The 12,469-nt window shown below is 58.8% G+C and carries 4 protein-coding genes; 1 reads left to right on the forward strand and 3 read right to left on the reverse strand.

Features of this window, described 5'->3' with window-relative positions; genetic code table 11:
• Positions 1 to 78 precede the first annotated feature (78 nt).
• Entirely contained in the window at positions 79 to 447 is a 369-nt protein-coding gene (locus J4E63_RS23940; protein WP_207283543.1) for a glyoxalase superfamily protein, read from the forward strand.
• A 143-nt stretch (positions 448 to 590) separates the two neighbouring features.
• On the opposite strand, the gene J4E63_RS23945 is transcribed toward J4E63_RS23940, so the two are convergent.
• Genes J4E63_RS23945 through J4E63_RS23955 form a run of 3 tightly spaced genes read right to left on the reverse strand, consistent with a single transcriptional unit; the run spans position 591 to position 12,465 of the window.
• Positions 591 to 3,422 carry an RHS repeat domain-containing protein gene (locus J4E63_RS23945; protein WP_207283544.1) on the reverse strand — a complete coding sequence of 944 codons (2,832 nt, stop codon included), beginning with the start codon at positions 3,420 to 3,422 and terminating at the stop codon, positions 591 to 593.
• On the reverse strand, positions 3,419 to 7,903 hold the full coding sequence (locus J4E63_RS23950) for a SpvB/TcaC N-terminal domain-containing protein (protein ID WP_207283545.1): 4,485 nt from the start codon (positions 7,901 to 7,903) through the stop codon (positions 3,419 to 3,421). Before J4E63_RS23950 ends, J4E63_RS23945 begins: the two co-directional genes overlap by 4 nt.
• The gene (locus tag J4E63_RS23955; RefSeq protein WP_207283546.1) at positions 7,900 to 12,465 is read right to left on the reverse strand and encodes a neuraminidase-like domain-containing protein; all 4,566 of its coding nucleotides are present in this window, start codon (positions 12,463 to 12,465) and stop codon (positions 7,900 to 7,902) included. The genes J4E63_RS23950 and J4E63_RS23955 overlap by 4 nt, the downstream gene beginning before the upstream one ends.
• Positions 12,466 to 12,469: the final 4 nt, after the last annotated feature.

The following is a 12,469-nucleotide window of genomic DNA, read 5'->3' on the forward strand; positions in this document are numbered from 1 at the left end:
ACTAAAGAAGCCGGACCCAAGGCCGAAGCATTGGGGTCAACCCATCTAAACTGGGTCTTTTCAGCCAGGGAGCAACCCATGAGCTTCGGTAAAACCACCCCGATCCTGCGGATCTTCGATGAAACCAAGGCGTTGGCGTTTTATGTCGACTTCTTGGGCTTTACCGTCGACTGGCAACATCGCTTCGGTGACAACTTCCCGTTGTACTTGCAGGTCTCCCGTGGCGACTGCGTGTTGCACCTGAGCGAGCACCATGGCGATTGCACGCCGGGCTCGGCCCTGCGGATCGAGACCGATGAGCTGGAAGCGTTCCAACAGCAATTGCAGGACAAGGCGTATCGCTACGCCCACCCCCAGATTCAGGCCATGCCCTGGGGGAGCCAGGACATGACGGTGGTCGATCCGTTTGGGAATCGGTTGGTGTTTACCCAGGGGATCGAGGTATGAGCCATTGGGCCGTTCCGCGAGTCTATCTGCCGAGTTCATGGGGCCCCGTTTGCGACTCGCAATATCCGGGACTCTGAGTTTCCCGGCATTGAAGTGATCAATCCGTGGGCGGACTGATCACTTCGGTCGGCCCAGCGGTCGAATCATGGCGAGAGTCGGCCCAGGGATTTGTTGTATTCGTTGAGTCGGAATAGCAGTTCTCGCCCGCGTTGTATCGTCGCCCGGGTGACAGATATGTCCCGTTGCATGGCTGCGCGGCTTAACGTGCGGGCCTCTGCCGTCCCTGCCGGGTTAGCCAACCGATCGAGGGATCGATTGAACAATCCTTTAACCCCCTTGGCATAGAACTCTTCTACCCCAAGCGTATCGAACGCGGCGTCGATGGCGGCAGAGTCGTGTTCCAGATGGGTATCGAGTTCAAGCAGGGCAGCGTCCAGACGCTTGATTTTCTGTGAAGGTATTCCATTGGAAGTCTTCGTGGCCTGGGTGGACGCTTCGAAGTTGGCGATCCATGCACCTGGAACCTTGAGCACCTTGGTCAGGATGAAGTTAGTCACCATCAGCGATATTTTCTTTTGCCCCGTGGAGTGGCGTGGGTCCAGGTCTTTTAGCGCTTTTCGGGATTTTGCATGCAAGTCATAGAAGGCGGTCCGGCCTTCATGCTCGATGTCGTTGGGATCCAGTCGGCTGGCCTGTGGATAGATCGAAGCGGGCAGATGTCGCGTTGAGTCCATTTTGTTGGCGATGGCGTCGGTCGTCAGGGTCGTGCCAGTCATGGCCGTCCATGAGGCAATCAGCCCGGCGGGCGCCGCCAGAATGCCAGCTCCCAACGAGATCAGGTTCTTTGATGCGTTGTAGGCGTAGGCCTGGAAGACTCGTTTGGTGACGTCTTTCGTACTGAAACTGTTGTAGATCTGGTAATTCAACACACCGACCCGGTTGTTTACCGTGGACAGGATACCCGGGTAGGCCGCTATCTCCTGCTTGATGGTGGTTTCTTCTTTGTTGTTGCCGGATCGATCGGCATAGCGCAGTGGGTTGTTCCCCACCATGCAATACAGGTTCAACCCATCGACCGCCCCCGCAGGATCGGGATTGATCCAACGTTGCAGCCACGGTGCGTAGTAGCGCTGTCCGTAGTAATACAGGCCGCTGGCGTCGCGTTCCTTGCCCGAGTAACGAATGGTCCGGTAATCGGCTTCCACGGCGGAACGGGATGCTGCCCAGGCGGTGCCGCCATAGGGCAGATAGCTTTCCTGGCTGATCAGGCCGCCCTGGTCGTCGAGTTCCACTATGCTGGAGCCCAGGTGGTCGCCGAGACTGTAGCGCATGGGGTTGGTTGCGATACCGGACGGCCGCCCTTGCGTCCAGTGCAGATACCGCACGCTGCAACGACCCGCCTGCAGGGTGATGACTTCCAGGCGCTCGTTATGTCGGGTGCGGATTTCAAGGTCCGGCAGGTAACGGACTTCCCGGGTGTGTGTCATCGTTGCGGTATGGGTAGTCTGGATTTTGCGCACCCGTTGACCGCCACTGTCGTAGTGATAGCGCTCGACGTCGTCAGCAGCGTCATCGCGCTGGACCAGCGTCACGCTCGCGAGTTGGTTGCGGGCGTTCCAGGCCAGGGCCTGGCCCGGCGATAGCGCTTGCTGGTTGCCATTGCCGTCGAAGTCCACTGCCACGTCCGATGTCGAGTGACCCTTGTTCCAGGATTGAAGGCGATTGCTCGTGGCTGCCACGTTCAGGGTCCGGGTGTAATTGTTGCGGTCGCGGACATGGCGCAATCCGGTCAGGTTACCGCCGGCGTCGTATGTGTAGTACTCGGTAAAACCGAATAACTGGCTGGCGTCGATAGGCGCTTTGCCCGGGGCTTGAAAGTCCGGGGGGGCGCTCAGGCCCGCCGCTTCACGACCGGTCGCGCTGGTCAGTTGGTAAAGGCTGTCGTAGGTGAACGTGCTGAGGGCTTCGATCCGCTGGTTGCTGCCGAACCGCACCGGTTGGGCTTTGTCCTCGATGTGCGTCACGTTGCCCACCGGGTCGTAGGTGTAATGCAGATCCTGCAGGGTGCCAGTCGGCCCCGATGCGCGCAGTGCGGTCAGTCGACCGCTGGCCGGATCGAACACCGCGCGACTGATGACCCCGTTGCCGGCCGTTTGGGATTCGACCTGGCCGAATGCGTTGTAGACAAGATTCGTGAGAATGGTTTTTTCGTTCGCCGCATCCCTTATCTTCAGGCTCATGGAACTGAGCTGGCCGGCAACATCCAGGGAGTAGCGCTGTTGGTGTTGTGCGGCATCGGACAGCTCGATGAGTTCCGCAAGTGCGTCGTAGCGCCAATTCGTCGTGTAGCCGTTCCCCTGCTCAAGCAATCGATCGCGCTCTTGCTCTTCTTTTGGCCAGTCCGGTTGTCTGAGGTCGGCCAACAGATGCCTTGTCTGGCGCAGCGGTTTACCACAGAGCGCATAAGCGGGGGTGAGCAGGGTGCCTGCGTTGTCATCGTGACGGATCAGTGCGCCGCACCGGTTATGCGCCGCCGACGCCGGCGAATGATCGCCGTAGCGCAGGCATTCGACTCTGCGCGGATTTTTGCCCGCCACTTGCTCGTGGATGGCGGTCATGCGCAGTTGATTGTCATAGGTGGTTCGCCACCAGGTTCCTCGTTCATCCCAACAGTGCAGGATTTGCCCGGCATCGCCCAGCAGGTTCAGGCGCCACCCGGCGTCGGCGCTGTTCACCAGCAGCGTCTTGCCGGACAAGCTGTAAATCGTCCGCTGGTTGGCATTCGATGCGTTGTCAGATAGCCGGGGGTCGCGCTGCGCAACCAGCCGTCCGGCGGTGTCGTAGTCTTGCCGGACGATGCGCGATTGAGGGATTTGCTCGGCGTCGTGCCGGTAGTACGCGACCTGTCGCACAGGCAGGCCTCGGCTATCGAAGGCCTTGATCGTGGGGGTCTTGTGATAAAGGCGTGCACTCATGCCGCACCTCCGGCAGTGGCGGGTTGCTCGGACATGACTTCGTGCAATGTATCGTTCTCGTCTTCGTCCACGCTGTACCAGGGATGGCGGGTGTGCCGGCGCATGTAGGAGAGGCCGTCTCGCTTGGCCAGGCGCGTGCGGGTGGGGCGTCCCAGCGCATCGTAGAACTGCTGGTCGCAATGGCCGAACGGACGCAAGGCCGCATCGTTGATGTAGCGATGCTGATCGGCAAAGTAAGGCCGGTAGATGCGGATCGCCAATCCCTTGCTGTTGTATTCCACCCGTTCGCTGACTCGCCAGCGCAGTTCGGCGATCTGCTCCTTGGGCTTTGCATCCAGCAGCGTCAGATCGCCTTTGGCATCGACGACGTAGGCTTGGCCCGACTCGACCCGTTGCTTGCTTTGTAGCGTTCGACCGAAGCCATCGAAGCAGGTGACGGCGATGCGGATTTGTTGCTGGGGGTCATCGGGATATCGGTCGGCGACCAGCGTGGCGATGTGGACGGGCTCACGTGTCGAGGCGTCGAGTTCGAGTTTCAGCTTCAGGTCATCGGTGGAGAGCGTTTCAAGGTTCGACAGCCGTGCGCGGGCCGACGCTAGGATATGGCCGTCAGGAAGCAGGTCACCCTTGGTGACGCAACGCGCCAGCCAGTCGGCGTCTGCCAATGCCGCCCTGGATACGCAACCCATCCAACTGAAAGGCGCAGGATAGACGGCCGTGGCGGCCCCTCGCAGAGCCTCCTTGGCCTGTTCGATTGCGTCCACCGGACCGCTGAACAGTGGCCGTTCGAACTGTGCCAGGGGACTGAAACCGACCCGCTTGTCGTCCTCGTCGCCGTACAGCGTGGTGGCAACGACCTGGCCGAATGCATCGAACAGGCCTTCCTGGAAATTGGCGTTGGGGTCGGTGATACGCTGGGGCTGGAGCGAGCGGTAGTCGTAGGTGGCTTCGACGGCGCAGCCATCAGGCAGTTGAAAACGCTTGAGGAAACAGTGGTGATCGTCGTGGCTGATCTCGATCAGGCCGTGGCTTTCGCTTGGTTGCAGGGTCCGAATTCTGTAGAAACCCTCTCGCTGGGCATAAGTCGTGAAGCCGCTTTTGACTGACCAGAGGCGCTTGGGCAGGTGGCTTGCGGGCAAAAAATCGACCATGGAGTGATAGTGGTTTCGTTCGAGCATCCGGCCCTTCGGGCGCTTTTCTTGTGGCAACAGTTGGAAGGCTTCAAGTGCGGTTTCGTCCAGCTCGGCGGTTTCCATATGGTCGGCCAGGGCCCGGAAGCCGGCGACACCGTCCGGCAGGGTTGCGGCACTCGCGGCGTGTTTGTAGCGTTGCACCGACAGGCTGGTCATTACGCTTGCAGTGGTCCAGGTTGCTTGCATCACCAGTCCCGAAAGCGTTTCGAATGTCAGGTCCTGTGTAGCCAGCCCTCCGGCCTCGGGGGCCTTGGGACGTTGCGAGGCGTTGGTGCGCTGGCGATAAGGCAGGCCCAGGCGCCATGCCTGGGGCACAGGCAAGTGGATGAATTCAGCGCGGGTTTCGTTCAGGTAGTAGAACTGCTGCGCCGGGTCATGAGCATCACGCCACCATTGCTGTTGGTCAGGGTCACTGAACGGTGGGGGATCATCGGGGGTTTTTCGTCGGGCGTAATGGATATCCACGCTGTGGGTCAGCGCACCGTACTGGTCATGTTGCAGGTTCAGGGTGTGTCGGCATCGCGGGTCTTGGGGAACGCCTTCATACTGATAGGTGATCGACTCCAGCAGCAGCGGCAACATCCGGGCGTAGCGTCGATTGGTGCCGGGAACTTGTAGCAAACGTACGCCGTAGCGATATTCCTGGACCGAGTACAAGGTTCTGGTTTTCAAGCGCTCATCGACACCGAATATCTCGCTTCGCAACAGACGGCCACTCAAGGCGTGGGCCATTTCAAGTTCGGTGGTCGCGTCTGGCGGGGTCATGAGCGAGTCGTTCTGCAATTCGGGTTGGTATTGGCACAGCAGTGCCTTGCCCAGGCCCACGGCTTTTTTGTCGGCGCGGCTGTAGCCCAAACGTGGCAGGTTCACCTTGCGCCCGGTGTGAAACCAGGTCTTCTTCAGGCATGGTGCCGTGAAGTCCTCGGAGTCAGCATCGCCAGGACTGGTTTCATTGTCGGTTTGCAGCAACAGGCCAAAGCCACGAAATTCCCGTTCATGGCCATCGTAATAGCCCTGGCGATAGGCGTACGTCTGGGTCAATCGGTTGCCGGTTATCTCATCCAGTTGGGTCTGGCTCGAGATCAGGTGCAGGGCCAACGGCAGGCGACAGGTGACGGGTTTGCCGGCCTGGACTCGCTCCATCTTTTCATCCAGCCATTCCTGCGCTGAGCTGCGATAGTCGAGGGTGTCGGCGGCCCCCATATTGTTATTGGTGCCGGTGAGCAGGTACGGTTTCGCTCGGACGAAGTCGTAGCGCCAATGGCGGGGCGTCATGTGCGGTACGCTCAGGATCAGGCTGGAACAGCCGAGTCCTTGCAGGTCGGCGATGCGCACCTGGCATAAGGGGTCGTAGCGCACGCCCGGTGGCCAGGGCAGGGCCTGCGGCGCGTCGAAGCCATTGCCGCAGCGATTCATGAAAATCAATGCCTGGTTCGTCTGCAGATAGATCAGGTCGGCGGCGCCGGAGCCATCCAGATCCGCCAGGCGAATACGCGAGGCGTCGAAGGCTTCGTAGGCAAGCCCGGCGAAGTCCAGCAGCCTGCCATTGCCGAAGCGCCCACGACCCAGGTTTGGCCAGCACTTCACTTCGTTGTGGCGTATGCGCACCAGATGCTGCTGGCCGGTGCCCAGGACGTCGCTGAACGCCACCAGCTCACCGGGTAAGCCTCCGGATACGGGCAGGGAGTCTTCATTCGCTTCGCGAGGGACTTCCAAAGGGGACGAAAAACCCTGTTCGCGCTGGTTGGCATAAAGGCGAATGCTGCGCGGGCCAATCAACGCCAGATCGCTGAGCCCGTCGCCCATCAGGTCGGCCAACTGTCCTTGTGAACTGAAGAACTCTGGCGCAAATGCATTGAACGTTGCGAAGTCCGACCAGCTTCGATCGGTATCGAGGGAGAAAAAGCCGCTCAGTTGAGGTTGGGCGACGATCCAGTCCAGACGACCGTCACCCGTGAGGTCACTCAGTGCCTGATGCACCGGTGCCGCAGTGTCGGTAGTGGGGATGTTGGGTAGCGTTCGCCACGGTCCGTAGGCCACGTCTTTGCTTTTGGCCTTGGCCCGCACGGGCTCGCGGTAATGCCAGCCGCTGTCGGTTCGATGGAGCACGCCCGGCAGGCCTTCGCCGTACAAATCCACCAGTTGATACCCGTGGTCGTCGAGCCCCGGCAGGTTCTCAAAGCGCTGCCAGGCGAGGGTGTCGGGGCGCAACTGGAATTCGCTGTAGCTGAACTCGATGGGCGGGCGGCTCTCGACGGTGGCCGATTCGCCGAACCCCTGCTCATGGGCGGCGCTCAGGAGCTGATAGCCCAGGGAGGTCTGGCGATACTCCAGTAGCAGACGCCGCACCAGCACGGGATCGGCTCCCAATTCATCGGGAAAACGATGAAACATCAGGACCTGGCGACACAGGCGTTCGGTGCGTAATTCAAAGCCGTAGGCGAAGTTGGAAAAGCCATCGCTGCGGGTTTGCCATTGCTTGCCTTCATACAGCGGTTTGTGTCCGTAGCCGGTGGTCCGTTCGCCATAGTCCAACACCAGCTCGAAGTGCCATTGCACCGGTTCAAGCCGCTCGGTTTTCCATGAGTAGAGGTGTTCATCGGCTTCGAAGTTGCCATAGCTCACCTGGCTCAGATAGCGCTGGGCCGTTGCGTCGGCCTTGTATCGATAAAGAATGTGTTCACCACGGGCGTTCAGGCTTTCCTCCAGCAACCATTCGCCGACACGGCTCATATCCTGGGGATCGGCCCGACGCGAGGCGAGGTTCTTTCCGAACAGGTGCAGGCTGCCATCAGCACCGTGCACCAGCCAGAATCCCGGTCTGTCGCTTTGCGACGACCAATGCTCGATGCGATCGAAGCTGCTCTCGATTCTGGGAAAGTAGCGTGTAACGCTGTAGGTCGTGCCCAGCTCCAGGTCGTTGTAACGATCGATGCGGGCCGAGGCGATGGCGCCTTGCAAATCTCGCTCGGGCAGCCATGTCACCCCGCCGGGCCCGACGATTTCATCGTCTTCGGTATAGGCCGGTACGCCCTTGCTGGTGTGTCGCGTCACGCTGGGCAGGGATAATCCCCAGCCTATGCCGAACACGCTATTGCCGGCCGAGCTGGCATAACTCAGGGACAAGGGCGGCGCAAAGCCCCTCCCCGGCGAAACAGGCAACGCAAGTTCATAGGTGGCGGTACCGTGGGCGCCGACGGGACCCCAGCCTTTGCCTATGCTTTGAATGGCACCGCCGCCCTTGGGCAGTGACGGCGCGGTGACTGGCAGTGAGTGTTGTTCATTCATTGAGAACCTCCGCCGACCCGGGCCGTATAGCTCACATGCACGATGATGTCGGTCAGTGATTCAAGCAGGTCCTTTTGTGCTTCGGGGTTCGGGAAGGTCAGTTGCCATTGGGAGATTGCACCGGTGTATTCGAAAGGCAGGTAGCGCTCATCGTTGAAATTCAGGGTGAACAAACCGTTGTCGTCGACACCCGTTGAAAGGGCAATCTGTTGGTGGGCGCGTCGGCTCTCCATGGCGCTTCCCTGATCGCCGGGAGACATGAACACCTTGCTGGCGGTCTGGGTCAGCGTGGCCCGGATGTTTTCATAAGGGCCGACAATGGCCGGCAGGGAGACGCTGATGGTTTTGATACGCCGCAGATAATGCTGCTGGTCTCTGTAATCGTTCTCGAACAGTTCGTGGGTCAGCTCGAACTCGTACTTGCCGTTCTTCAAATCGGCCTGGATCCCTGACCATTCTTTATTGATGGAACCGGTTTTGGTTTTGCGCTTCAGTTGACGCAGCGATACCGTTTTGCGGATCTCCAGCTCGCGCTCATGACGGCGCAGATATTCGGTGTGCATCTTCAGCAGGTTCAGTTTCAACAGCTCGCCCGCCCCGAGCCCTCGATAGGTCGTATGCCATGCTCCGGGTTGGACAAAGCGGGTGTTGAAGTCAGCAATTTCATATTGCCAACAGGCCTCGGCAGCCAGGCACAGGCCCAGGGTCGCGTCGTAGGCCTGGCGATAAAACGCGGCGAACTGGCTGTTCAGCCACTGGTACAGTTGCGTTTTGGTAAAGCGCTTACTGAGAAAGTCGTAGTTGGCCCTGGCTTGGTTCAGGGTCAATTCGGCCAGGCGCAATTGCAGGCGGGTGGCGGTTTCCTGCTCGGCGAAGTGCGCCAGTTGCGCGTCGATCTGCGCCAGTTCAAGTTGTGACTGTTCGTATGCCTGGTACCACTCGTCCCAACGACGATTGAACGATGCCTGACGGTCGAGTTGGTCCGCTGCCGTGCGGCTGATGACTGCGGCACTATGGGCCGCTGCGGAGGCCGCTAGCATCGGCCCCTCCCAACGGCTGCCACCATTGGCGAAGCCAAAGACGTTCGGCGCCATCATCATTCCACCCGCCGCGACTTGGTAGGTTAGAGCCGCGAACTCTGACGAGCCGGTGGCCAGGTATAAGTAACCGGCATTTTTCTCGGGCTCACTCAGGTTGTCCTCCAACAATTTTTTGTAATGGTTGCCGCGGCCTTGGACGATCGCTTTGCCGGCTAACAGCGCCTGGCGGTTCTGACGGTCAATGTTCAAGGCCTGGCGCTGCAGGTCGACGGAGACCTTTGCCAGATCCCAGGCTTGCTGTTGCTGCAGTTCCTGCAACTGAGCCTGTTCCTTGCGCTCGATCAGTGACAGCAGCAGGGCGCCGAATTGGCTGAGGCTTTCCACCGCACCTTGGGCCTGGTTGTGCAGGGTCGTGAAGCGATAGTGGGGAATGGCGACGGTCGGCAGGCTTGTCACCGGGCTGCCTGAGAGGCTCAGGGCATTGGCAATGGAGATGGCGCGAGGGTCCAGCGGGGCCGCGAAGACCGGCAGATGCAACGGCTTTCCGGCGATGTCGAGGTTATGCCGCAGGTTATACAGGCGGCTTTCGGCGATGTCCCAGCATTTGAGCAGTTGCGGGCTGAATGGCAAATGAAAGTAGGGGCTATCGAGAGCCGGTAAGGACGACCGCGAGCTGTCTTCGCGGGGGGGCGATACCTGAGCACCGGCCAAGCGGGTCACTGCATTTTCGAAGGTGCGCAGGTGGGCACTGGGTGTTTCGCCCAATGCTTGCAGACTGACGGGCGTCCAATGGTCGACCGGTTGCACGATGGGGCGTGGCCCCAGCAGGTCCAGCACCCGCACGTACCAGAGCTTTGCCTCGCTGAGGCTATCGGATGTCAGTTCGCGGTAGGCGGCGTCGCCTCGGTTGATCAGTATGTCGAGGTACAGAAAGTACAGCGCCTTGCAAAAGTGCACGGGATGACTGAGGGCGATTTGGTGCGGATCGTCGGGCGACTGATTGGAGTATGACGGCATGCTGTTATCGGTCAACGGCACGCTTCTCCAGCGTTCATCGCCCGTGCGACTTGGATCGAAGGAGTAGCGCAACCAGCGTTCAGCTTCTTCATATCGATGCTCGGTGTTCAATCGCTGGGCCACCAGCCATGGCACGTAGAGGAACAGCTCGGTGAAGTAACGGCCGTAAGGTCCGTGGAAATCCAGCGTGTTGGTTGAATCACCGGGTATCGGGGGTTCTGGCAGTTGCTGTGTCGTCCAGTCGAACAGCTCATCCAGGCTGTTTTCGGTGCGACGAATCAGTTCGGCGGCGAACACCGTGTTCAACCGGATCGGTTGGCGCAGTTGGCTTTTGGCGTCGCTGTTTTTGATAGCGGAATAAGTGAAGTCGATGAGCTGGGTGGTGCCCAGGCCGGGTGTCGTTACCGAGGTGATGTCTGGAGGTTGGCGGAATGCAGGAGCCAGGGTCAGTTTGATAGCTTTAAGGGCGAAGGAAATAGTTTTATCCGGTTCATCGGGGCGAGCTAGCGCAACCCCATAAAGCAAGGTTTCCCCGGCTTCACCGAGGTCTTCGATACGCAATGGATATTCATAGAGCGCTGGCAGTTGCTTCGCCAGGGGGGACGCCGCCAAGGATTTCAGGTCTTCGTAGGTTAGCGAGCCACCGTCCAATGTGTCGGGTTGGCGGAAAACGACATATCTTTTGTATGCCAGTTTTTCTTCGTAAGTGAAATCACTCCAAAAGGTAAAGGGCTGTCCTGAGGTCTGAAGCAGTATCCGCATTCTGCTGATAGAGGCATCAGTGGAGCGATTGTCTTTTGTCGTGAGCAGATACCTTACCGCTGCGACGGAAATGAATTTTCCGCTAAGGCTGTTGTGGTAAGGGAGGGTGAAGCCAGGCAAGCCTTCAGTGTCTCTGATGACATCGCTCAAGTGATTTATCGATAACCGGTACTCACTGTCGGAGTCATCACTTTGATAGAACTCATTGAGGTACGAGTCATCGTTGAGTCTTACATAGGCGGTGGGCGGTAAGTTGTCGTCGGGAGGTGCCAGCTTGAATTGGAGGCGACCAGAGAAAGAAAAGCCGATGCTGCCGGGCGGGGCAGGGATGTTCGAATCTTCGGCGCTGAGTGACAGCCTGTACATTGAATCGATCGGTTTGAAGAGTGTTCCATTCAACTTTTCGTCGACATTCGATAGGGTGCTCGAAATGTTTGCAGGTAACGACGCTGAAGAGCTGGAGATGTTTGAGAACTGCAATTTTGTCTGAACACGCTGATCATTGATGTCAGCCTGCGAATAATCCGTTGAATGTTGCTCCACGGGAAGTGAGCTTTGTTCTTCGGTTTTTTTTGCGGTCGAGCGGTGAGGCTCTTCCACGAGATTTTTACCGATGAGAATTTTTTTAATAAAGCTAAAAGTACCGGCGGGCCCAGGTGTCGAGCCGGTGTTGGGCTGGCGTGCATATAAGGCCAGATAGAGTGAATCTCGCGGGCCTTTGCTCTGTTGTACCGCAACAGTTCCGAGCAACGCCTTGATCGCATCCACGTCCATGCTGCCAAGCACTTTGTCCTCACAATAACCTTGCAAACCAACCCGCGGCGTACTCCAGATGCCATCGTGTTTCTTGAAGCAATAGCTCAAACGCAATAGCGGATGGTTCGTGCCTTGCGGCGCGATATTGGCATTCTGAAAGGCACTGCTTGAAGCTGACGGATCCTGATGTATGCATTCTGCCCAGATCACGAACAGGCGATTGTTGAACCAGACGGGTCGGATCGTCTGTTCGGCAGCACTCTCGGGAATGGGTACATCGGCTTTTTCCCAGTCCGACCAGGCGAGCGGATCTGGTTGGTCCAGTTTCGGCGCGGTGGCGAGCGGTTTTGCAGGCGTGCCATCGAATGGCCGTTGCGCCATGTTCAGTGAGCGCCAGAAATAGGTGTTTTCCGAGCGGGATTTTGCAATGAAGTACCAGGTACTGTTGGCAAAGTCCTCGCCGTCGATGTAACCGCTGAGGATATTCAGATTGGCAATTTCTTCGAATCGACTCAGGTAAGCCATGATCGCCGATTGAACCGCATCGGATTGAATCTGGTTCTGGCTGAGGGCGTTTTCCAGTTGCCTGAAGTTCTCGCTCTTGGTGGTCCTCAGCGCCGGGTCCAGATAGGTGGCGGGGAAATAGAGCAACTTCTGGTGAGCGGCCCAGGTCGGGTACCGATGCATCTCGTTGCGCCAGGTTTGTAGGTACTCGGCGGGAATGTTCGCCGAGTCGTAACCCGGCTCCAGGTTCATCAGGATGCGATTGATATACTGCTGCAGGCTGGCAATGGCACATGCCACTGGCGTGGTGGGCACATCCTGGCTGACCAGTACGTCGAGCAGCCAGTATTCGTAGAGGTCACGGGCTGTCTTGAGCTGGCGGGTTTTCGTCGGGGCCTGCTCGGGTGCAACCTTGTTCAGGTAAAGCGCCAGCAGGGCATCGCGCAGGCTTTCATCGAGCTGCTTGTTCAGGGCAACGGTCATATTC

The sequence above is a fragment of the Pseudomonas sp. FW300-N2F2 genome (genome assembly GCF_017351655.1).
Lineage (GTDB): Bacteria > Pseudomonadota > Gammaproteobacteria > Pseudomonadales > Pseudomonadaceae > Aquipseudomonas > Aquipseudomonas fluorescens_AA.

Excerpts from the sequence above, each read along its gene's own strand:
- J4E63_RS23940 (WP_207283543.1), top strand. The coding sequence starts at position 79 with ATGAGCTTCGGTAAAACCACCCCGATCCTGCGGATCTTCGATGAAACC.
- J4E63_RS23945 (WP_207283544.1), bottom strand. The coding sequence starts at position 3,422 with ATGAGTGCACGCCTTTATCACAAGACCCCCACGATCAAGGCCTTCGAT.
- J4E63_RS23950 (WP_207283545.1), bottom strand. The coding sequence starts at position 7,903 with ATGAATGAACAACACTCACTGCCAGTCACCGCGCCGTCACTGCCCAAG.
- J4E63_RS23955 (WP_207283546.1), bottom strand. The coding sequence starts at position 12,465 with ATGACCGTTGCCCTGAACAAGCAGCTCGATGAAAGCCTGCGCGATGCC.